This window comes from Clostridium drakei, assembly GCF_000633595.2.
Lineage (GTDB): Bacteria > Bacillota > Clostridia > Clostridiales > Clostridiaceae > Clostridium_AM > Clostridium_AM drakei.
In genome coordinates this window covers 32,557-55,486 of the sequence record NZ_JIBU02000014.1, presented here as the reverse complement: position 1 = coordinate 55,486, position 22,930 = coordinate 32,557, and the positions used below count along the sequence as shown (strand labels likewise).

Here is a 22,930-nt window from a genome sequence, read left to right as displayed (position 1 = left end):
AGTAACAAAACTTTTATGTCAATTAATCCCCTAATAACAGAAGTAAATCCTACTAAATATTGACACTAACGTAATAGAACACTATAATAATAGTTGCATACGAAACTATTATTATAGATAAAATTTTCTAATTAGGAGGCATCATTAATGTCAAAGCTTAAAATAATTATAAGATATTTTATATTCATATCTGGCTTATTTTTTATGGGTTTAGGAATAAGCTTAACCTCAAAATCAGGTTTAGGAACCTCTCCAATTAACAGTTTGCCCTATGTACTTTCAATGATATTTCCGCTTACTGTTGGACAATTTACTTTTTTATTGAGTATTTTATTTTTTATTGTGGAAATAATTGTTTTAAGAAAAGATTTTCCCAAAGAACAGTATCTTCAATTATTTGTAGGTCCATGTTTTGGTTTTTTCGTTGATTTAGGAATGAGCATTTTCGCCTTTGTAAATCCTGATGCTTATTTAGTAAAAATACTTGTTTTGCTTTCTGGCTGTTTTCTTCTTGCTTTAGGAGTATATTTACAGGTTATTGCCAATGTAATTATAAATCCTGGAGAAGGTGTTGTAAAAGCCATCTCTAATAAATTCACAAAAAAGTTTGGAAATATAAAAATTGCTCTTGATTCTACCCTATGTATAATTGCAATAATAATTTCACTTTTTACTTTCGGAAATATAAAAGGAGTACGTGAAGGGACAATAATTTGTGCTGTACTTGTAGGAAATATAACAAAAATATATAGTGCTATTTTTCAATATTTTAAGTCTAGAAATAATATACGTGTAAATGAAGATTCTGGAAGCAATCAGAGTGCATAACCTTCTGATTGCCCATGTGAACTACATCTATTCCAAAATCTTTCACATCAAGATACTATCTAAAAAATCATCTCTCCTGGTTTATATCCCTGAGGCAATTCCTCTTCACTTAAAAATTTAAAATTGTCATCACGAAGTATTGACAAAAATGCTTCGTATGGTACCTTTGCAAACTCACAGGCATAATCACTAGCCCCAAACCATTTTCCTTCTTTGCTGCTCAAATTCAAATCTCTAGCAAATTTTGTATGATTTGAACAATCATGAACTAATAAATCCCATTTTTCTTCATCAGCTATTTTCATGAATTCAAAAGTTAATTTTCTGCTCCAAATTGGAGATATGTAGCCTTGTCTGGAAATGTACATATTTTCTCCATAATAATTGTCTATGTTATTCTCATTTAAATGTAATTCTGCACAATTAATAAAATCAAGTTTTGTATCTAAAATCGCTTGCTTTTTCTTAAAAAATGCTTCAAAAAACTCAGGAGTCATTGGAGTTTCAATGCCTACATTTTTAATATATTTTTTTGCTATTTTAATATTTTCAATAACTTTATCTGAGCAATTAGACGCCCCCAAGTTAAAACGTATCTCGTCAAGACCAGCTTCACCTAGTGCTTTCAATGTCTCTGAAGTAGCTAAAATGCCATTTGTATATAGGTGTTGATGAATATTGGCATCATTAAATTTCTTTATAATAGAATAGTATTTTTCAATTTCCATAAATGGTTCTAAATAAACGTATGAAATACCAGTAGGTTTCTTGTGTATTGAAAGAAGTAAATCTATATCCTTCTCATAAAATTTCGTACCACCAATTTCCCACATACCTTCACCAATTGGAGGAATATTATCTAGATCCCCATAATTATAACAAAACTTACACTCTATGTTACATTTATTGGTTTTTCTAATTGCACTCAAACCAGTTCCTAATAAGCAAGAACGACATCCTTTAGAGAATTTGCTTTCATCTCCAACAAAAAAAGTTCTATTCTCCAAGGTTTTTAAACCTTTAATTTCTGACATTAATTTTTTATTTCTATCATCAATTGCTGCCTCAATTTGTGCAAAGGTAGCATAAATGATTTCTTGTTGCTTTATCATAAGTTCTTCATCTTCTGGCAATGTTGAAAAGAATTCAAACCATGTCAACGCATCTTTCTTTGAAATTTTCATAATGTATCCTCCTATAGTTCCTTTTTTTCATATATTACAATAATCAATAATGTTTTTTATAATAGCATAAAAACAGACTTTAACATGCACTTGGACAATCCACCTTATACATTTTACTATACTTTTATCAATATTTCCAAAACAATAATTCATATTTTAGGATAAAAATGAAAATTGTCATTGTCATCAGTTAAATATTTCTGTATAGTATCTATTAATATGGGCATACCTTTTTTAATTTTTTCTTCATTTGTTTTACTTATACTAATTCTAAAATAGTTGTCAATTCTATATTCTCTTAAGAAACAAGTTCTTGTATCCAAAAGTTGTATATTTTTATTGGATAATGTACTTATTATTTTGTCATATTGCAGCTTACTATCTACATAAATGCAAGCAAAATATCCAGATTTAGGCACATTATATTTTATTTTAGACTGCTTAAATGATGAAATAGTATTTTTTAAACAGCTCATTCTATCTGAATATAACTTGCTTATTTTCTTTCTGTGTTTATCAAGCATGCCACTCTTTAAATAAACTTCTAAAGCACCTTGAGATAATATTGGGCTATTCATATCCAACCATTTTTTATATTCCAGAAAAGTATTTATGAGTAATTTAGGCAATATAGTTGCTGCAATTCTTAAACCAGGCATAAGAACTTTAGAATAGCTTTTTAAATAAATTACCTTTGAGGAGGTGTCATAAGCAAATATGGGATCAGATTTCTTGTCTGTCTCTAAATCCGCCATAATATCATCTTCAAGAATATACACATTGTACTTTTTAGCCATTTTTGCAATTGCCTCTTTTTCCTGCCTAGTATATGAATTTCCTGTTGGATTGTGAAACCTAGGAATGGTATAAAAGAATTTAATATTGCCATACTTAAACAATCTTTCTAATTCTTCAAGATTTATACCATTAAAGCCTCTTTCAATTCCCACACTAGGAATATTATTCAATTCCAGCGCTCTAATCATTCCATAGTAAGTTGGTTGTTCCACTAAAACCTTAGAGTTTCCATTTGGAAATGGCATATTTGTTAAGATATTTAGTGCTTGTTGAGAACCTGTGGTTATAACAATATTTTCGGGTTTGGTAAACACTTGATATTCCTCTAAGTGACTAGTTAAAATCTGTATTAATGAATTCAATCCCTTTGGATTAGAATAGGTAAACAAATTTTCTTTATAAAGTTCTATAGCATTATTTAAGCAATGTTGAAATTTTTTATAAGGCAAAGACTCAATATCTGGAGATCCTGATGAGAAATCAATTAAAGGGTTATCCTGTGAATTACTATTAGAAAGATCGCTTTCTAATACATAATACCCACTTTTAGATAAAGAATAAACTATATGTTCCTTTTCAAGTTCAGTATAAGCTTTTAAAACTGTACCAATACTGCACTGAAATAATTCAGATATCCTTCTAAGTGAAGGCAGCTTTTTCTTTGCCTCTAAATTTCCATTTGATATTTCGCTTTTAATATATTTAACAATTAGCTGATACTTTAGCAATTTAAACAGCCTCCTTGATTTTGTACTATAACAGATTGAAGTTTTATCAATTGATACTGCAATTATACTATAATATAATCAAAACATAAATAATATAAAAATACATAGGAGGCGTTATAATGAAAAATTTAGAAAAAAATTGCAAAGTTGCTCTTGTACAAGCATCACCCGTTATGTTCAATAAGGACGCAACTATTGATAAAGTTGTTCAGGAAATTCTTGAGGCCGGAAAGCAAGGTGCCAATTTAATTGTTTTTCCTGAATCTTTTATTCCTTGCTATCCATATGGAATGACCTTTGGCTTTACTGTAGGCAGTCGTACCGAAGAAGGCAGAAAAGATTGGAAAGTTTATTATGATAATTCTGTCATTGTACCAAGTGCTGATACAGACCGCATTGCCAACGCAGCTAGTGAAGCAAATGCTTATGTAAGTATTGGTATCACAGAAAGAGATATAAACACTTGCACTCTTTACTGCACTAATCTTATTTTCTCACCAGAAGGAAAGCTTGTTAGCAAGCATCGTAAATTAAAGCCAACTGGCGCAGAACGCTTTATCTGGGGAGATGGTTATGAAGGTGCCTTTCCTGTCATCGATACTCCATGGGGAAACATGGGCAGCTTGATTTGTTGGGAAAATTATATGCCTTTAGCACGTGCAGCTCTTTATATGAAGGGAGTATCACTTTATCTTGCTCCTAATACAAATAACAATGAAGAATGGCAAACTACAATACGCCATATAGCAATAGAAGGACATTGTTATGTAATCAATGTAAATCAATATGTAACAAAGGATATGTATCCTGATATCTTCCATTGTCCAGAGGAAATAGCAAAATTACCAGAGGGTGTTCTTACCGGCGGCAGCTGCATTGTAGACCCATTTGGACATTACGTTAAAGCCCCTGTATGGGATAAAGAAGAAATTATTTATATAGACATCGATATGGAACAAGTTCCTCTTAGCCGTATGGAATTCGACGGGACAGGCCATTATTCACGCCCAGATGTTCTAGAACTTGTTATTCATGAAAACTAAAAGAGTATGTTTTATTTAATTCAACTTTCAAACATAAAATTTCGAGTTAATATAAGCATACTGTGATGCAAGAGTGCAGTGGAAGTTTGGATTTTAACTTTCATTTCGTGATATATGATAAGGGTGTCATCACGGCTAAATGTTTTAATTATTCTAAAGCTTGAAGATTTGGAAAACCTAAGAACTTTGTCAAACTCGGTTCCCTCAGACAGGACTAAAGTTCTAAGGCTTCCCAAATCTTCAAGCTAAGAATAATACTAAAACAATTTAGCTTATGTGATGACACCCTTATCATATATCACTGCATAAAAGTTAAAATTCAAACTAGCAACTTCAAGCGTACTACCATAATTATGTTTTTATAGGCAATTTCGGTAAGCCAAATTATATTTAACTATACCTTGCAATACAAAAACTAAGGCGGAGCGTGATGTTTTACTAATATATTTAGTTTAAATATCAGCTTTTTTTATCTTATAAAAATACTTTAAAATAGATTGATATTTATGTATAAACTAGTTATTAAGTATTATGAAGGTTACTTCGCTTACATATACTTGTGTTACATAATTTTTAAAATTCAAAAGTTGAGTAAATGGCTTTCTTTATCATAAACACAATATACATGTTTTATAGCATATTTATCATTATCAATTATCTTGTAAGCTGTTGTACAATAACATTGCAGATATAATCTATATGTATCCTAAAGATATTGATAAATACTATCAAGGCTGTGTATATTTAGGACCAAATAAAAAAGTAACCACCATTACATTTCATCTAAAAGGCAAATTGTATAAATCACAATTTTTTAATAGCAAACAAATACTCGGGACAATAGAAATTGGAGGGAATAAATATACTACTGATTTGTCTAAAAGCAATTCACCTCACTTTATTGGATCCTCAAGTTTTGGAAATAACGATTTTATTGTAAGACTTTCTGATGATTTTGAGTCAATTGATATGACTGGCATGACAAATACGACTATAGCGATAATGTTCGCTCCTGCTAAAGACAAGGAAGATTATATAATTGTACAAAAAAATTAAATGCTAAAAAAATTTTAACCTTAAAATAGTGAAAATGTATTAAGTAATGCTTAATACATTTTCACTATATCTATTTTTATACATAATTTATATGAACTTTTTTTCCTAAGGCTTTCATCTGATTATACAATTCCCCTACTAATTTCAACTTTATGCTTAAATCCGCTGGAAAATCAGGATTTTGATGTGCTGGATTTACAGCCATTCCTACCCATAAATTTAAATGAGTACAATCTTCCATAAGAATTTTAACTAAAGAAGACACTCCATCCTTTCCATCACAATCTATATATTCTATATTCTTAGAAGAAGGATTTAAATATTTTTTTATTTTTTCTATAACCATGCTTAAAGTTAAAACACCTTCTGTTATTAAATCTATTCCTTCCATAGTAGCTGTAGGAGGGACATCCTTGTTAAAAAATTCTAAATTAACCTTGAGTTTTCTACCAAGTTCTCTTTCTGCAATGTTGGCAGCAGTTCCTCCGCATATGACTTTTTTACCTGGAGCATCCATAAAATTTTTTATGACCATACTATCCTTTTCCTTATCTTTAGGAGGTCCTGTAAACAGATTTACAAAAGATGGTTTCCTCACTTTAATAGATACAACAGTGGTGTCATCCCCTGGTTTACGGCAGTATAAATCCCAACATGCTTCCAGCAAATCTTTAGCTACAACTTGTACATTTAAATTACTACTAGTTCTCTTTTTAAGATAAGCTTCTACATCCTTCCACTGCCAACCAAGGTTTAATATCTCTCCAAGTCCTGCATGTATTACCCCATCACTTACTACAGTAAGAACATCATCTTCCTGTAAAACCAAATTACTTTCCTTTATAACTTTATCATTTATAATAGATTTCTTTTTGCTTATTTCCATACTTTCACCGTTTCTCATAGCAAAAAAAGGTGGATTATCATATTCTGCAATATATGCTTCTCCATTATTATAAATCTTGATTATGGTAAAAGTAGAATATGCAATATTTCTAACCTTACATACTGGAAGAGTATTAGCTATAGTATCCACCGTTTCATATATATCAGCTCCCTCTTTAAGCATAGTACCTGCAATTTTAGAGGTTAAAGTAGCCAAAATGTTAGCCTTAACACCACTTCCAAGCCCATCTGCCAGCACTATTATTGTACAGTCTTCCAACCTTACAACATTTACCATGTCCCCTGGTAATTCTTCTCCATGCTTTATTAAAGTGCCATGAGCTACTTCTATGAAAAAATCCATTAACTATCACACCCTTTTTCTTCTTCTACTACTTTTTTCAACTTAGTCAATGCAATTTTAGTTTCTGCTGTAGTCTCACCTAGTAGGCTAGCTATTTCCTGTGCTACACGCATCTGTTTTTCTATTACTTCCTGAGCTGTATTTATGGTATTTTCTTTAAGTTTCACAAGCTTTCTTTTATTTTTTTCTTCTTCTGTAATGTTAACCAAAGCTATCATCACTATATCCTGTTTTTCAAGATATCTCACTGTTTCTATAAAATCTAAATTATAGTTTGGAAAGGATACTTTTTTTCCTAATATGTCCTTTCCCGTTTCCTTTACATTCCTAAAATCCTGATCATCCATAATCAATGCTATTGGTTTATTTATTATATTTTCAGCTTTAACTGTAAATGCTTTTTCTGCAGCAGGATTAATATCTTTAATTCTCATTTCTCCATCTAGAAATATGATACAGTTTACAATGTTTTCGAATATAACATTTCTTATACTTTCAGCTCTATTTCTCATGTAATGAAGACACATATTAGATTCTGCCATGCCTTCAAATATAGCTTCAGCTTTTTCTCTACAGGTATTGTATCCACATACTCCACAATTCAGTTCATCTTCAACACTGTATTTTCCCATTTCCATCATTATTTTTTCTATTTCTTTTTCTGAAGCTAATTTTTTTTCAATACTTTTATCTATGAAGGATCTAGAAAATTCTATATCCATATCTAAGTCCAATTTACGTTCACCAATGGAATTATTTCTATTTATATAATTCTTAACCTTTTGAACTCTCTTATAATAACCCTTTTCATTATTAATCATACCTGGCCCACCAATGCAGCTCCCCTTACAAGCACTAGCTTCAATAAAAGCATTAGTGACTTCTCCCTTTTCAATGCTTTTAAATAACTCCATACATTCTTCTGTACCACTTATAGATATAACTTCCAGTTTTTTCTCTTTAATAACATCGCTTACGCAGCTTACTATACCTGTAAATAGCGGATATTTTCTTCCATCCTTAAAGGAATTTCTATCAAATTCACATGGTTCCAAATTCTGTATATCAATATTTGAATTCTCTACCCAACTTGTAAATTCTTCAAAGGTTATTACTGCATCTAAAACTTCTTTATTTGTAAAGCCTTCAGATTCTATCTTTTTTCCCATACAAGGCCCAATAAACACTATAAAACTGTCTTCTCCATAAATTTTTCTTAACACTTTTCCATGTGCAATCATAGGTGATACTGTTGGAATCATGTATTTAATTAAATTAGGAAAATATTTTTCAACTATATAATTAGCTGAAGGACATGCTGTTGATATATAGTTGTCCAACTTTTCTTCTTTCATATACTGCCTGTACAACTCTGAAACTACATCTGCTCCTGAAGCAGTTTCTTCTATATAAGAAAATCCTAACTTTCTAAGTAAGCTTACAAACCTGCCAGGGTCTATATCGAAAAAACCCACAAAGGAAGGTGCAATAGTTGCTATTACCTTTTTTCCTGAATTTATAGCCTCTTTAACTCTTTCCAAATCACTTACTATATGTCTAGCCTTTTGAGGGCATATTGCAAGGCAGTGACTACATGCAATACATCTATCCTCCACAATTTCTGCTTGTTGATTTTTAAATTTTATAGCTTTTACAGGACATGATCTTAAACACTTATAGCAATTTTTACAATTAGCACTGGAAAAATTCATATATTTCATTATTTTATCCTCCTAACAACTTCCTCATTGAAAAATTGCTCCACATTTTTTTCATTAACTGAATATATTTTTTCTTCCTCATCAATTTTTACCGAAACGCCTTCTGTGCAATGACCAAGACAAAAAGCTCCTTTTAATTCAACCGAAGCCTCTAATTTATATTGTGAAATTAATTTTTGCAGATTTTTTATAACCTTATGAGATCCTTTTAAATGGCAAGCACTTCCTACACAAACACTAATACTTATCACGATATCACTCTCCAAAAATTTCAAAATTTAATATTAAGAACATTATATACTATAATTTTCATCAATTATTAACTGTATATCAGTTTATTTCTTGTTAAATTTTAATCATATTATAATACAATTTTACAACAAAAAATAAAAAAATCCTATGTAAATTTATATATAAAAAACCCTATTATTCATCCATACCTATAAGTAGTATATATAGCATCCCCATAAAATCTCTGCAGCATTGATTTTTCATAAGTATTAATCAGTTTAATCACACTTTAGTAAATTAAAACATATAATATTTTATAAGCTTATGAAAGGAATGAATAGTATGTATAATCCTTACGAAACATATCCATACCCCTATTTTTTTAACCCACAAAGATATATGCGTAATGCTTATAGGACTTATCAATGTCCTTGTATGATGAATATGCCTATGTATGCTCAAAATTTTCCAAATGAAATGGATGACGACAGATATATTCCTTTTACTAATAATATGCATAATAACATTAATAGCAATATGAATAATAATCCAAACAATAATATCAAAAGTAACATGAATAATAATATTATGAATAACAATCTAAAACCTAACAATACAAAGCCTAATAATCCAAAGCCTATTAATACCAATCCACCCATGAAAAGTAATTTAAAACCTGATTCTTTCAAAGGTTCAAAAGATAACAATTCACCTAAATCAAAGGATTATGGTCCAGAACCTTTTGCAATCAACATTGAAGAAGCTACTAAGGAAAATAAATATTATCGCAGTACTTTATGGACAGGAAAACATTATCAACTTACTTTAATGAGTATAGATCCAGGAGATGACATAGGCTTGGAAGTTCATCCTGATGTTGATCAATTCTTACGTATTGAGGAAGGTCAAGGAATTGTGAAAATGGGAAACAGCAAAAAACACTTAGATTTTCAAATGAGAGTTCGCGATGGTTTTGCAATATTTGTGCCTGCTGGTACATGGCATAATCTAATCAATACAGGAAAAGGACCTCTTAAATTATATTCTATTTATGCACCACCTCAACATCCACATGGTACACTTCACAAAACTAAGGCAGATGCACAAGCTGCTGGAGATTAAAGTATTCACTAATATAAACTAAAAGACTATAAATTAACTTTCACAATTTAAAAATAATACAAAACATTATTTAGAGGACAGAGGACAACTCACCTTCATTGTCCTCTGTCCTCTAAAAAAGTTGAGTTATTAAATATTTATATCCTATAGCCTTGATGCAACTTCATAAGCATCCCAAATAGCATACATAATATTAGAAACCTTTCTTGCATCACCTAAAAGTCGTATATCTTGAACCTCAAATTTAAGTGAATCATAAAGTTCTTTATTGGAATTATATCCTACAGCAAGAACTACTGAATCTGCTTCAATTTCTCTTTCACAACTGCCTTGTGTATTTACAATAACACCTTTATCAGTAGTCTTTACAATCTTTGATGAAGTTACAACATTAATGTGATTGTATGAAATAAGAGCCATAAGCATTCCAAAATTAGCAAAACAACTTGGACCATTTAAAGCAAGCAGACTATCCATAGCTTCAACAATGGTAACTTCTTTACCCATTTTCTTTAAATAAAGAGCTGTTTCACAACCAACAAGACCTCCACCTAAAACTACAACTTTATCTCCTGCCTGCTTTTTTCCACAAAGCACATCTGCAGCAGTAAATACTTTACTATTATCTCCTAAATTGAAAACTTTAGGTTTAGAGCCTGTAGCAATTATTACAACATCTACTTTGCTATTTTTCACAATTTCTGGTGTAACTTCAGTATTGAGTTTTATATCTACATTCAAATCTTTTAAAGTATTTTCATACCATTTAATAAGTGCCCTATCATCTTCTTTAAAATCAGGAACTCCTCCTGGAATTAAGTTTCCTCCAAGTCTTCCCGTTTTTTCATAAATTACTGGTTCATGTCCACGTAACTTAAGAACTCTAGCAGCTTCACAGCCTGCTACACCACCACCTACTATCAATACTTTTTTTGGCTTAAGCACTGGAATAATAAAATTAACACCTTCTCGACAAGCTTCAGGGTTAACAGCACAGTTGAGAGATCCGCTCTTTACCATACGCCCTAAACATCCTTCATGACATGAAAGACATGGTCGTATAAGTGCAGTTTTATCCAATCGCAATTTATTTACATAATCAGGATCTGCAAGAAGAGGTCTTCCAAGCCCTATCATATCACAAGCACCATCCTCTAAAGCAGAAAGTGCAAGATCAGGATTATCCATACGTCCTGCACATATTATTGGAACATCTACTGCTTCTTTCATTATTTTTGCATATGGAATATATAGTCCTTTCTTTTGATACATAGGCGGATGATTCCACCACCATGCATCATAACAACCTACATCAACATCCAATGCATCATACCCATATTGTACGAGCAACTTTCCTGCTTCTATGCCTTCTGGAATATCTTTACCCTTTTCTTCAAATTCTTCACCTGGCAGTGCTCCCTGACGCCAGTTTTTTATAAAGCTCTTAGGACTGTAACGTAATATAACAGGATAATCGTCTCCACAACGCTTTTTTATTTCTTCAACAACTTCACGAGCAAAACGCAGACGATTTTCAAGACATCCACCATATTCATCAGTACGGTGATTAAAAAAAGAAATAGCAAACTGATCCAATAGATAACCTTCGTGCACTGCATGAATTTGAACACCATCAAAGCCTGCACGTTTTGCATTTACTGCTCCTTCCCCAAACATCTTAACAATATGATGTATTTCATCTTTGCTAATCTCCCTGCAAGTTACATCCACCCATCGATTGGGAATAGGAGAAGGAGCTATTGGCGGTACATTTTCATTTGCTGGTGGAGCCACTCTTCCAAATCCCGCACTCATTTGCAGAAAAACCTTGGAATCATATGCATGGATTCGTTCTGTCATTTCACTGGCAGTTCTTACAAAATGAACTGGATTATATGTGGAACAAGGAACGCCAGGCATTTCATGATGTTCAACCTCATTTTCTACAAAGGTTACACCAGTTATAATAAGACCAGTACCTCCACGGGCGCGGGCTACGTAGTAGTCTACACCTCTTTGATTAAATGCCCCTTCTGCATCTCCAAGCCCTTGAGGCCCCATAGGTGCCATGGCAAAACGATTTTTAATTTCAATACTTCCAATTTTTAAAGATTCGAATAACTTTTGATATTTATAAGTCATACATAAGCCTCCTTAATTAAGTAATGTTAAAATTTATAGATAATGTATTTATATGTGAAACCAATAGAGATTATTTACTTATCGAAGCAGCTACATTTTTGGGCTTTGTAAAAGCTATTATAAGGAACATAACTACAGAAGCAGTTAAAATGCATGGTGCAGCTACAAACCAGGCCGCTTTTGGACCTTTAAGCCCAAACTTATTGGTTATAAAAGCTAAAACTATAGGAGATACAAACTGTCCTAATCCCATTAATGCAACGTATATAGAAAAAGCACGTGCAGAAGCAGATTTATCCGCAGAAGCTACTAATTTAACACCAAAATCCGGATTGTAGGTTCCGAAGCCTATACCAAAGATAATACCTGCAAAAATATACATCGGATAAGTATTTACATTTAACAGAATCAAAAATGAAGCTCCTATAAAGCCAACGGCAATTGCAATGGTAAACTTTTTAAATATATTAAATATTTTTCCATATATCATACCTGCAGCAAAAGCACCTCCTGTAAATACAGTAAGTACAAACCCAGCTTCAGGGGCACTTCCTATTTTTCCTGCCGTCATTACCATAGCTACATTTGTCATGAATGTGAATTGTAAAATATTTAGTAAAGCATTTAAAAATGAAAGAATATAGGTTTTTGAAGTTAACTTACCACTTTGAGCATCTTCTGATATTTTTTTATTTTTAATATCCGGTACTTTAAATATAATCAACAAACAAATTGGTATCATGAGAAGAAATCCTAAAAAAGCGTATCTCCAACTTATTGCAGCCAAAACTCCTCCCAACATCTGAAATACTACTCCAGCCAAAGCTCCTATTGCAGCTTTATATCCCATAAGGCTTTTAAATTCATCCCCTTGGAACATATCTGCAAGAATTGGTGTAGAAAGTGGAAATAAAAGCCCATAACCAGCACCAAAGATGCCTCTCATAATAAGAATAAATGTCATATTATTTGCAAATGCAGGAAGAATGCCTCCAACAAATTGAAGTAACATGGCAATATATAGTATTTTCTTCTTACTAATAAAGCGTTCAAGTTGTCCAGCTACCAATGAAAATATTACCATCATTAAAGATGGTAAAGCAGCAATCTGTTTTACTACTTCCTGGCTTACACCAGGGAATGCTTTTGCTATTTCTCCCAGTGCAGGTGTAGTAACACTTGTTGTATACATCAGTAGAGCTATTGATAAAACCGCTGCTTTCTCTACAAAACCATACTTTTTCTCCGCCATAATTTCCCTCCATTTAATAATTATATTTAGAAGAACTTATTCAGGGGCGTGTCAGCCGTTATATCCCATAAAAGCCATATGTCCACCAAGAATCTCTTTAGCTTTAGAAATATCAGTTAACCCAATAACACAATCCTTCATTACTTTTCATACTAATAATTACACCTCCAAAAATTAATATACTAATTGACTATTGATTTTTTTTAGGTATAGGACAAGAATAAGTCTCTCCACCTAAGCGTTCTTTTAATTCTCTTTTTGCATTTTGAATTATTTCAGGATTCTTGAAAAGTTCTACTGCAGTTAGTGCAATTACCTTTCCAGCCTGCAGCATTCCTTTATGTGCAATAGATGTATTTCCTTGAGCAACGAATATCCATGAATGTATTGGAGTACCTAAAACTGCACAAGCCGTATTGAACATACCTGTTGGTACAATCCAGCTTACATCTCCTACATCAGTAGATACAGGTAAAGTTTTTTCATTGTCATTAAAAGGATTCACTATTTCTGAAATATCTTTATCTCTTAATTCTTTAACAGTTAATACATGAATATCACTTTTCTTGTTATCTTCTGACAGTGAGGTTCTAAACTTCTTAGCCAACTGTCTGTCATTTTCGCTGTACTCAGGCGTTCCTAACTTAGAAAAACTTTTATATATGAGCATTTCCAAGGTCTTATTTGGAACAAAATTTGAAAGAGCTGAATCAATTGATATTTCAACCTTAGTTCCAGTCATTAAGGCTGCTCCCTTAGCAACATCACAAGCTCTTTCATAAATCCCCCTTGCTTGTGATATTTTAGGTGCTCGAATAGAAAAGTAATCCTCAGCTTCCGCTTGTACAATATTGGGAGCACTGCCTCCTGCATTGGTTATGGCATAATGAATTCTCGCCTCTGGAATTATATGCTCTCTTAGATAGTTTACACCTACATTCATCAATTCTACTGCATCCAATGCACTTCTTCCTAAATGTGGTACCATAGCCGCATGTGAGCTTTTTCCCTTAAACTTAAAATATACATTATACAATGCAAGACAAGAATTAGTACCAACATAGTTACCTGTATCAGGATGCCATGACAATGCACAATCAACATCATTAAACAATCCCTCTCTAGTCATAAACACTTTACCACATCCACCTTCTTCAGCCGGACAGCCATAATAACGGATAGTTCCTGGCAAATTATTTTCTCTTATGCAATAACGAAGCGCTATTGCTGCACCAAGAGCACCTGTGCCAAGAAGATTGTGACCACATCCATGACCACTTCCACCAGGTATAATTGATTTTTCCTCAGTAACTCCACCTTCCTGACTTAATCCATCAAGTGCATCATATTCTCCTAAAATAGCAATTACCGGTTTTCCTTTACCATAGCTTGCCACAAAGGCAGTCTTTATACCTGCTGCTCCGCGCTGCACTGAAAATTCTTCTTTCTCCAAGGTTTTACACAATAACTCTGCTGATTTAAATTCTTGAAATTTTAATTCAGCATATCTCCATATTTCATCACTGATATTTATCAGTAACTGTCTTTTTGACTCTATAATTTCAGAAATCCTATGATACTCCTCCATGCTTTCCCCTCCTTCTATATCAATGCTATCAAAGTCAGAATATTTTTACATCGTCATATCTTGAAAAAATATCAACAGTTTGTTGTAAATATTTGCAATCAAATAAAAAATTTTGAAAATTCCAACCTTGTTAATTCCATAACAATAGACTATAATTAATTTTATGGAGGATAAATTATGTTAGTTCTAATGAGTGAAATTGTCAATAAATTACTAAAATATAACCCTGTATTTAGAATTAAACATGATTTATATGTGAAACGCTGTAAATTTCTTGATTGTAATGATTTCTCATTAAATTCAGATACTATTTATTTAGGAAGTATTTCAAACCTATCGTCAGATATTTCTTTAAATAGTCCCGCAAATTTATTGTTTTTATCAGATGTGGACATACCTAACTATTTAAAAAATAATACTATGATAAATTACATTTTAATTAATGAAAATATAGGCAGTTCAAAAATTTTTAATGAATTACAAGATTTATTTTCATTTCATGAGATGGAAGCAGTTTGCTCTGAAAAATTGTTTAAGGCTTTATGTAAAGGTAATAATATCAAACAACTTTTGGATACTTGTATGGAAATACTGGGAAACCCATTACTTTTAACAGATTCGTACTTACATTTGATGGATTATTCAGGTTTCAGTGACAATATAGACGAACCTCTATGGAAGGAATGTATTATAGCTGGACATATACCTTTAAAATACATAAATCAACGAAATTTTAACCTGACAATAAAAAACACTATAGATTCAGATATTATGTGGGAAATTGGCTCTTTGAAACATAAACAGATACTTGCAAGAATACGTTTAAATGGCACTGTAATTGCCTATCTTAAAATACTTCAATATAACAAGGAAATCACCCAAAGTGATATAACAATTATCCCTGAAATTTGCAGTGTTCTGGCACTTTCAATAGAAAAAAGCAAATATAGTTTTTTTATTCCTAAATCTCCTATTGAAACATTAATAATAGCGCTATTAAAAGGAAGAATAATCTCAGAAATTTCTATTGAAGAAATAAAAAATCAATTAAAATATCCATACTATTACGTTGTAAGTTTTTATATTAGAAGTCATGTTCCTGATTTAACCACCAAACTTTACCATATGAAGGGAGTAATCAGCAGCTTTTTTTATCATTATCATACAGTGATATATGCTGATCATATAATTACACTCATTGATAAAAAAACTAGTAGTGCCCCAGTAATAGACACTACTATATATAATTCATTTATTCAATTATTATCAGATAACAAACTTACTGCAGGCATCAGCCGATGTTTTCAAAGCTTAATAAAAATTTCAAAATTTCATATGCAATCAGTGAAAGCTGCTGAATTAGGATACAAATTAGACAAAGAGGACAGTCCTTACTTCTATAATGACTATGCTGTTTATCATTTATTTGATACTTGTTCTTCTAAAGAAAAGCTTGAAGAATTTTGTGATCCTTTAATATTACAATTGATTAACAGGGACAAAGAAAATGGAACTTCATATACGCTAAGCCTTTATAATTATATTAAAAACAATTTTGATATGCAAAAGACATCAAATTTTATGAATGTACACTATAATACTATGAAATACCGACTTAAAAAAATTCAAGATATTCTTCAAATTGATTTAAATAATAGTAATACTGTATTTCATATTAATATGTCCTTTCGAATTCTAGAATTATTAGGATACCTTAAATTATAAAAATTTGAACTTTAATAAGTTATTAAAATAATGGAGCTGCTGCAATAAGAATGCATCACACAACATATTGTATGTAAAATTTCTTAATGCAACAGCTCCATTTTTATATTATGAAACTCATTAATATTTTCCACAAACTCACAACTACTCTAGGTAATTTAGCACTAAAAATGCTTATTTGTGAAACTTTATATAATTATTTTATTTTTTTATTTTTTTTATTTGCCGCAGCAATTTCCTCATCTGATAAATGATAAGGGAATGTAGACACAATTATATTATTGTTTTTAAGTAAAGTTTCTCTTATGAAAAAGCTTGTATGGTTATGTAGAACCTTGCCAAAGTGTCCGTGAGTAATAAACTGTGGAACAATTACTGTTACTTTTTCATCTTCACCTGCTTTATCTGCAATTGACACTATGTTTTGTAAAAGAGGAGTAATTACAGCTCTATAAGGTGAATATTTAGAAATAAGAGTAATATCCGTATCCAGCTCACTCCATCTTTGTTTTAACCTTTCCATTGCTTCCATATCTGTTGAAATGTTAAGAGCAATAACATTATCACTTATACTTTGTGCATACTTAAGTGCACCAATTACAGCCTTGTTTAAGCTGGCAATTGGAACTATTACAGTATGAGTATATTTTATCCTTAAATTTAACTTCTTTAAATTTATCTGACTAATACTTAAACCATTAGCAACCTTATTATAATGATGTTTAATTCTCATCTGAACTAAAATTATCATAGGAATTAGAATGGCAACTATAAATGCACCTTCACTAAATTTTTCAACTAAAATTATTATAGTTGTAAATAAGGTAACAGCAGCACCACATCCATTGATAATAGCACGTTTTATCCAACCCTTGCCTCTTTCTTTTCTCCAGTGATTTACCATACCAAATTGGCCTAAAGTAAAGGATATAAATACTCCAATTGCATATAATGGAATCAGTCTATGTGTATCTGCTTTAAATATAGTAACTAAAACACACGCTATAAATGACAAAGCACAAATTCCAAAAGAAAAACTAAGCCTTTTACCTCTAATAGTAAATTGTCTTGGAGCAAAGCCATCTTTTCCAACTATGTACATGAGCATTGGGAAACCTGTATATGCTGTGTTACATGCCATAAGTAAAATTACAGCAGTACTAAATTGTATTACATAATACATTATTCCATTATGAAAAACACCAAAAGCTATCTGCGAAACAACTGTAGGGCCATTGGCAATTGGTACTGCTGTGTAAAATATAGCAAGTACTGAAGTACCACCAAATATAAAAAATATTAAAGCTGCTAATAGTATCATAACAGTCTTCGCACTTTTTTGACTAGGTTCCTGAAAGTTTGGAACAGAGTTACTTACTGCCTCTACTCCTGTTAATGCAGAACAACCTGAAGAAAAAGCTCTCAAAATAAGAAATATTGATAAATTTTCTGTGGTTCCTGCAGGAACTGAAAACATAGGTTGTGGGTGTATATTTAATACAAAATACTTAAACAAGCCATAAACAATCATAAAAATCATACTAAATATAAAAATATAAGTAGGTATAGCAAAAATTTTTGAAGATTCACTTATTCCTCTTAAATTTAAAATAGTCAAAACTACAATTATGGCCACAACAAAAATAACCTTATATTCTGCTAAGCCAACAAATGCTGAAATAATAGCATCTGCACCAGCACTAGCACTAACTGCAACAGTAAGTATATAACTTATTATAAGTCCTGCACCAGCAGACAAGCCAGCTTTGTCTCCTATATTTTCCTTTGCTACCTTATAAGCTCCTCCACCTTGAGGATAAGCTTTTATAATTTGAATATATGCAATGGTAAGTATTATAAGAAGTCCTATAATCATAAAGGAAGTCCATGTTAACCATTGATATGCAGATGCACCTAAAACTATTAATACGAAAAGAATTTCCTGTGCACCATAGGCAACAGATGATATTGCATCACTTGCCATGATTGCTAATCCAAAAGGAATATTATACTTTTCATGTTTTCCTTGCTCATTAGCTAAAGGTTCTCCAAATAAAACATCTAAAAATTTCTTAAGCATTTAGTTTCTCTCTCCTTATGTTCTCTTTCGTTCAATCTTTAAAAGAATGAATATAATAAATATATTAATACAATTAATATTTACACAAACATAAATTCCCCGCTGTTATGTTCTTTAAATTTTAGCTTTTTATTACACAAAATTACACTTTTATCCTTAAAACTAAAAACGTTCATTTACAAATATACATCATAAAACATACTTTTTCAATTAAATCCTTTCATAATTTTGCTTTTTATTTCATAAATATTTTTACAGGGGTACTGCACATTTTGTCAACACTCTAAAATGCCGAATATATGCCTTTTTAACTGTTTTAAATCAAACCTATTAATTTATGTGTTTAACTTTTTAAATTGTATGAAAATCCATGTCTCCTTTTCAAAAATCCACCCTATATATTAAGTGAAAGGATATGATAAATATGGCTGCAAAATCAACAAAACTTGAAACTACAATGATTCTTAAATACAAGGATGGAGTAGACAAAAACGGAAAGGATGTAGTCAAAAAACATATTTACATCTGATGGTCTGGATTTAAAATCAAAGGACTCAGCTCACATAATAGAAAGAAATAGCTCAAACTTAGCAGTAAAATAGTTAACTTTAAAAAGTTCTGATTGAAATTTTCCAATCAGAACTTTTTTATACTCTTTAATCATTGTAATAATTGATCAAAGTTTCATAAAATGCTAAAAGTAAGTTCCAAAAAATAAAAAATCAAAATCAAAATTAAAAATTTTGATTAAAAAAATTTCTATCATGTGTTCTTTTGAATGATTTTTTCATTGTAAATCTACTATATTAGAGTATTTTCCTCACTAAAAATCCAAATTATTCTATAATAAATATAAAAACTCGTCACATATCACTAAATTAATTTAAATTATGTAAAAACTTTGTACAAATAAGTAAAATATCTTTTTTATAATTATGCAACATTTTCTTCAAAAAATGGGACTTTATTATTAAAGGGAAAAAAATAATCAATAAGTAAAGGATTGGTGTTTATTATGAAAAAAGTACTTTTGGAAAATGAAATCACTATGGTCTTTCAACCTAAGCTTGCAGAGATTTTTGGAGTTACAGAAAGTATAATACTGCAGCAAATTCATTACTGGCTTTTAAAGAGCAATCACATAATAGATGGCACACCATGGATTTATAACAGCTATGAAGCTTGGCACAATCAAATAAGCTTTTTATGCAAGAGAACCATAATAAGAGCTATAAAAAAGCTTGAAACTTCAGGAGTTGTTTTAAGCTCTAATTTCAACAAATCAAAAATGGACAAGACTAAATGGTACACCATCGATTATGAAAAACTTGAAAGCTTATGTGATGCTTTTGAAGATAGTACTAATTCAACAATTGACACTGAAGGAAAGCCAAGTAAAAATTCATCTGACATTTCTGAAGATGATGTAAATAAGTCCAGTAATACGTGCCTTTCTCCTTCTTCCATTGAGTCAAAAAGTCCTGTGGATAATGCCTATTTTAATAAAACAATACCAGAGATTACTACAGAGAATTACTTAAAAAAAGAAGAAGAAGAGCTCACCGATGTTGTAAGTTTTTACAGTGACAATATAAGCTGTGCCAGTCCTTATGAAATTAACTTATTAAAAAATTTTATGGAGGACTTTAATTCCAAGGACTTAATTATTCTTGGAATGAAGCAGGCACTAAAAAGCAATGCCAAGAATTTGAGATATATTGAAAAAGTGCTGTACAGCTGGAAAAATAAAGGTTTAAGGAATGAAAAGGAAGTCATAAATTATTTAAATAATTATAAAAAACATAAAAGTTATTACGGTTTCCACAACTTTAAAACTAAAAGTGATTTTTTTGATGATTATAAAAACCTGCAAGGAGGGGAAAGCTTTGGAAGAACATGGGGAAACTATGAAAAAAGTTGGGGATATAATTCAGAGATTGAGGAAACGCAATTTGGAAAATATGAAAGAGAAGAAGAAAAAACAGAGTGGTATCAAGGGGACATGGAAGGACTCATCTGAATTTGACGCTTTAGAAAACTGCCCTATTTGTGGTGGAAAAGGATATATTATAAGACACTCTCCTAACTCTCAAGATACTATTGCCTTTTGCAAGTGTAGAGAAATGGATAATCTTAAGAGAATCTGGAGTTTTTCAGGCATAGAAACACGAAGAAATAAACTTATCTTTGGAAACTACAAGGTTTATAACGAAGCTACAAAAAAATGTATAGGAAGTAGAATTTTGGAAATGTACAAAAATTTCATTGTAGCAATAAGTGGTAAGGAAAATAATTACAGATTGAAATAAAAGAAATTAAGTGATTCCTATACTCAGCTGAAGTTTGCTTATGAGTAATACTTCTTACCTAAGCAAGCTGGTTAAATCTCATCTAGACATTTAACACATCTGAGTCTTAGAAAAGCTTATCCAAGTTAAGTACAAAACCAAGATCACTTACTCCTTGAACAATAGATGAAAGAGCTCCATATAAAGAAGGTGTAGATATTAGCAATGGCAGCAATGGAATAAATCTAGCTAATTCTCAGATTATAATTTTATAGTAATTAAGTTCAATTCAAAGTTACTGTTTCGCTTAGCTTGATCTATGCTTTGTTAAATATACTATATAAAAAATCTTGTTATGGTTAACTTTATTTAAATACATCCTATGTTATAGTTCAACAAATTTTGTACCCCTTCATTTAATAACTCATTTTCTATTTAAATACATCCTATGTTATAGTTCAACTTACTATGTCAAAGCAATAGCAACTTACTTGTTTTATTTAAATACATCCTATGTTATAGTTCAACCTCCAGAAAATCGTAATTTGATAATAGGACTTGCAAATTTAAATACATCCTATGTTATAGTTCAACTTTTCCATTCATTTATTATTCCTCCCTTTCACTTTAATTTAAATACATCCTATGTTATAGTTCAACTATTTGTTTACAAGAAGCTCAACTTATACATATGCAATTTAAATACATCCTATGTTATAGTTCAACATATAGTGAAAAAGCATTAAGAACAGCAGTAATGTAATTTAAATACATCCTATGTTATAGTTCAACTAATCCATTAGATAATGAACTAAATATACCAATGAAATTTAAATACATCCTATGTTATAGTTCAACAGAAGATATTCCAGACTATACACCGTACAAAATATAATTTAAATACATCCTATGTTATAGTTCAACAACAGAAAAATCTATTATATTTTATAATAAAGATAAATTTAAATACATCCTATGTTATAGTTCAACCACTGTAAAATAGCCATTCTTATTTTTTATTATACCTCTTAACCCATTGAAAATAAAGAGTTTTCTTGAAATTTTACCAGCCGTTTTTGGAGTTTTAAAAATACAATGTAAAAAGTGCCTCTAATCCTTATATTTCAATCCTTTAAAGGCACTTTGGTTTTTCTTATGGCTGGTAAATTATATTTATCAGATTTTAATTTTAACAGGATTTAATCCCATACTTTTTTTAAATCTTCTATACTTTCTATATCCAGTATATCTTCTATAATTAAATTTAGACTGTCACTACTTAATACTTTTATCCTTTCTATTACATCTCCATCTACATTTTTAAATTTTTTATTTAGTAATTTTATGACCATTTCAACATTTTTTAATCTAGATTGTTCTATTGCTTCTGCAATCCCCTCTTCTCTTCCTTCTTCTTTTCCCTCTTGTTTATAATGTAATCTTCTAATTTCATCTATACTCATTTTAAATGCACCTCCAATTTCTTTTTTATATTCCTCATATTTCTTTTCTAACTCTGGATCTTCAATTAAAAATAAGTATTCTAAAAAATTCTATTAATAAATTTAAATACATCTTATGTTATAGTTCAACAAGTGGAGAAAATAAATTTTCACATTACGCATATTTATTTAAATACATCTTATGTTATAGTTCAACGCAGTACCTTCACCAATTTTCAGGAGGGGAACTTCAAATTTAAATACATCTTATATTATAGTTCAACAAGTAAGTAATACCTTGTCTTATTAATAATATTGCCATTTAAATATATCTTATGTTATAGTTCAACATTTAGGAGAGATACTGAAGAACATCTCTCCTTTTCATTTAAATACATCTTATGTTATAGTTCAACTAGTACTAAAAAGCTAACTAAAGCTATGCATTATTCA

Annotated in this window: 18 protein-coding genes and 2 CRISPR repeat arrays (1 of these 20 cut by a window edge); of the genes, 8 read left to right on the top strand and 10 right to left on the bottom strand. The window is 30.7% G+C overall.

Annotated features, from left to right (window positions below; translation table 11 throughout):
- Window positions 1-147: 147 nt before the first annotated feature.
- A complete protein-coding gene (locus EG57_RS0208710) occupies window positions 148-828 on the top strand; it encodes a YczE/YyaS/YitT family protein (protein ID WP_032076848.1) in 681 nt (226 codons plus the stop codon).
- Window positions 829-887: 59 nt separating this feature from the next.
- Here EG57_RS0208710 and EG57_RS0208705 read toward each other — a convergent pair whose 3' ends face one another.
- Both EG57_RS0208705 and EG57_RS0208700 read right to left on the bottom strand, forming a co-directional pair.
- Entirely contained in the window at window positions 888-2,012 is a 1,125-nt protein-coding gene (locus tag EG57_RS0208705) for a radical SAM protein (RefSeq protein ID WP_032076847.1), read from the bottom strand.
- 149 nt (window positions 2,013-2,161) lie between these two features.
- On the bottom strand, window positions 2,162-3,538 hold the full coding sequence (locus EG57_RS0208700; RefSeq protein WP_032076846.1) for an aminotransferase-like domain-containing protein: 1,377 nt from the start codon (window positions 3,536-3,538) through the stop codon (window positions 2,162-2,164).
- A 119-nt stretch (window positions 3,539-3,657) separates the two neighbouring features.
- On the opposite strand from EG57_RS0208700, the gene EG57_RS0208695 reads away from it, so the two are divergent.
- Complete coding sequence (locus tag EG57_RS0208695; protein WP_032076845.1) at window positions 3,658-4,581, top strand: carbon-nitrogen hydrolase family protein; 924 nt, start codon at window positions 3,658-3,660, stop codon at window positions 4,579-4,581.
- 699 nt (window positions 4,582-5,280) lie between these two features.
- Window positions 5,281-5,637, top strand: coding sequence for a hypothetical protein (locus tag EG57_RS0208690; RefSeq protein ID WP_032076844.1), 357 nt, complete (start codon window positions 5,281-5,283; stop codon window positions 5,635-5,637).
- Between the two features lie 76 nt (window positions 5,638-5,713).
- Here EG57_RS0208690 and EG57_RS0208685 read toward each other — a convergent pair whose 3' ends face one another.
- Genes EG57_RS0208685 through EG57_RS0208675 form a run of 3 tightly spaced genes read right to left on the bottom strand, consistent with a single transcriptional unit; the run spans window position 5,714 to window position 8,858 of the window.
- A complete protein-coding gene (locus EG57_RS0208685; protein ID WP_032076843.1) occupies window positions 5,714-6,886 on the bottom strand; it encodes a SpoIIE family protein phosphatase in 1,173 nt (390 codons plus the stop codon).
- The gene (locus EG57_RS0208680; RefSeq protein ID WP_032076842.1) at window positions 6,886-8,607 is read right to left on the bottom strand and encodes a [Fe-Fe] hydrogenase large subunit C-terminal domain-containing protein; all 1,722 of its coding nucleotides are present in this window, start codon (window positions 8,605-8,607) and stop codon (window positions 6,886-6,888) included. The genes EG57_RS0208685 and EG57_RS0208680 overlap by 1 nt, the downstream gene beginning before the upstream one ends.
- On the bottom strand, window positions 8,607-8,858 hold the full coding sequence (locus EG57_RS0208675) for a (2Fe-2S) ferredoxin domain-containing protein (protein ID WP_029159827.1): 252 nt from the start codon (window positions 8,856-8,858) through the stop codon (window positions 8,607-8,609). Before EG57_RS0208675 ends, EG57_RS0208680 begins: the two co-directional genes overlap by 1 nt.
- 322 nt (window positions 8,859-9,180) lie before the next feature.
- On the opposite strand from EG57_RS0208675, the gene EG57_RS0208670 reads away from it, so the two are divergent.
- Window positions 9,181-9,960 carry a cupin domain-containing protein gene (locus EG57_RS0208670; RefSeq protein ID WP_032076841.1) on the top strand — a complete coding sequence of 260 codons (780 nt, stop codon included), beginning with the start codon at window positions 9,181-9,183 and terminating at the stop codon, window positions 9,958-9,960.
- A gap of 144 nt (window positions 9,961-10,104) precedes the next feature.
- Here the strand turns inward: EG57_RS0208670 and EG57_RS0208665 are convergent, their stop codons facing one another.
- The 3 genes from EG57_RS0208665 to EG57_RS0208655 all read right to left on the bottom strand — a co-directional run bounded on the left by EG57_RS0208665 (window position 10,105) and on the right by EG57_RS0208655 (window position 14,942).
- Window positions 10,105-12,102, bottom strand: coding sequence for an oxidoreductase (locus EG57_RS0208665; RefSeq protein WP_032076840.1), 1,998 nt, complete (start codon window positions 12,100-12,102; stop codon window positions 10,105-10,107).
- Between the two features lie 70 nt (window positions 12,103-12,172).
- Window positions 12,173-13,354 (bottom strand): MFS transporter, encoded by a 1,182-nt coding sequence (locus EG57_RS0208660; RefSeq protein ID WP_032076839.1) that lies wholly within the window; start codon window positions 13,352-13,354, stop codon window positions 12,173-12,175.
- A gap of 190 nt (window positions 13,355-13,544) precedes the next feature.
- Window positions 13,545-14,942 carry a M20 family metallopeptidase gene (locus EG57_RS0208655; RefSeq protein ID WP_032076838.1) on the bottom strand — a complete coding sequence of 466 codons (1,398 nt, stop codon included), beginning with the start codon at window positions 14,940-14,942 and terminating at the stop codon, window positions 13,545-13,547.
- Between the two features lie 177 nt (window positions 14,943-15,119).
- On the opposite strand from EG57_RS0208655, the gene EG57_RS0208650 reads away from it, so the two are divergent.
- Window positions 15,120-16,667, top strand: coding sequence for a PucR family transcriptional regulator (locus tag EG57_RS0208650; RefSeq protein ID WP_032076837.1), 1,548 nt, complete (start codon window positions 15,120-15,122; stop codon window positions 16,665-16,667).
- Between the two features lie 196 nt (window positions 16,668-16,863).
- Here the strand turns inward: EG57_RS0208650 and EG57_RS0208645 are convergent, their stop codons facing one another.
- Complete coding sequence (locus tag EG57_RS0208645; protein ID WP_032076836.1) at window positions 16,864-18,747, bottom strand: APC family permease; 1,884 nt, start codon at window positions 18,745-18,747, stop codon at window positions 16,864-16,866.
- Window positions 18,748-19,162: 415 nt separating this feature from the next.
- On the opposite strand from EG57_RS0208645, the gene EG57_RS27380 reads away from it, so the two are divergent.
- From EG57_RS27380 to EG57_RS0208635, 3 genes are all read left to right on the top strand, one after another.
- Entirely contained in the window at window positions 19,163-19,276 is a 114-nt protein-coding gene (locus tag EG57_RS27380) for a DUF1659 domain-containing protein (RefSeq protein ID WP_341350111.1), read from the top strand.
- A 486-nt stretch (window positions 19,277-19,762) separates the two neighbouring features.
- Window positions 19,763-20,767, top strand: coding sequence for a DnaD domain-containing protein (locus EG57_RS0208640; RefSeq protein WP_032076835.1), 1,005 nt, complete (start codon window positions 19,763-19,765; stop codon window positions 20,765-20,767).
- A complete protein-coding gene (locus EG57_RS0208635; protein ID WP_052037798.1) occupies window positions 20,700-21,056 on the top strand; it encodes a hypothetical protein in 357 nt (118 codons plus the stop codon). Before EG57_RS0208640 ends, EG57_RS0208635 begins: the two co-directional genes overlap by 68 nt.
- Before the next feature lie 346 nt (window positions 21,057-21,402).
- A CRISPR array of direct repeats spans window positions 21,403-22,025; the repeat unit is 30 nt.
- Window positions 22,026-22,234: 209 nt separating this feature from the next.
- On the opposite strand, the gene EG57_RS0208630 is transcribed toward EG57_RS0208635, so the two are convergent.
- Complete coding sequence (locus tag EG57_RS0208630; RefSeq protein WP_032076834.1) at window positions 22,235-22,498, bottom strand: DUF4351 domain-containing protein; 264 nt, start codon at window positions 22,496-22,498, stop codon at window positions 22,235-22,237.
- 99 nt (window positions 22,499-22,597) lie between these two features.
- Window positions 22,598-22,930: a CRISPR direct-repeat array (repeat unit 30 nt; unit sequence ATTTAAATACATCTTATGTTATAGTTCAAC); it runs 425 nt beyond the window's last position.

Coding starts and splice junctions, on each gene's coding strand:
- EG57_RS0208710 (WP_032076848.1), top strand. CDS start 148: ATGTCAAAGCTTAAAATAATTATAAGATATTTTATATTCATATCTGGC.
- EG57_RS0208705 (WP_032076847.1), bottom strand. CDS start 2,012: ATGAAAATTTCAAAGAAAGATGCGTTGACATGGTTTGAATTCTTTTCA.
- EG57_RS0208695 (WP_032076845.1), top strand. CDS start 3,658: ATGAAAAATTTAGAAAAAAATTGCAAAGTTGCTCTTGTACAAGCATCA.
- EG57_RS0208690 (WP_032076844.1), top strand. CDS start 5,281: ATGTATCCTAAAGATATTGATAAATACTATCAAGGCTGTGTATATTTA.
- EG57_RS0208685 (WP_032076843.1), bottom strand. CDS start 6,886: ATGGATTTTTTCATAGAAGTAGCTCATGGCACTTTAATAAAGCATGGA.
- EG57_RS0208680 (WP_032076842.1), bottom strand. CDS start 8,607: ATGAAATATATGAATTTTTCCAGTGCTAATTGTAAAAATTGCTATAAG.
- EG57_RS0208670 (WP_032076841.1), top strand. CDS start 9,181: ATGTATAATCCTTACGAAACATATCCATACCCCTATTTTTTTAACCCA.
- EG57_RS0208665 (WP_032076840.1), bottom strand. CDS start 12,102: ATGACTTATAAATATCAAAAGTTATTCGAATCTTTAAAAATTGGAAGT.
- EG57_RS0208660 (WP_032076839.1), bottom strand. CDS start 13,354: ATGGCGGAGAAAAAGTATGGTTTTGTAGAGAAAGCAGCGGTTTTATCA.
- EG57_RS0208655 (WP_032076838.1), bottom strand. CDS start 14,942: ATGGAGGAGTATCATAGGATTTCTGAAATTATAGAGTCAAAAAGACAG.
- EG57_RS0208650 (WP_032076837.1), top strand. CDS start 15,120: ATGTTAGTTCTAATGAGTGAAATTGTCAATAAATTACTAAAATATAAC.
- EG57_RS0208645 (WP_032076836.1), bottom strand. CDS start 18,747: ATGCTTAAGAAATTTTTAGATGTTTTATTTGGAGAACCTTTAGCTAAT.
- EG57_RS27380 (WP_341350111.1), top strand. CDS start 19,163: ATGATAAATATGGCTGCAAAATCAACAAAACTTGAAACTACAATGATT.
- EG57_RS0208640 (WP_032076835.1), top strand. CDS start 19,763: ATGAAAAAAGTACTTTTGGAAAATGAAATCACTATGGTCTTTCAACCT.
- EG57_RS0208630 (WP_032076834.1), bottom strand. CDS start 22,498: ATGAGTATAGATGAAATTAGAAGATTACATTATAAACAAGAGGGAAAA.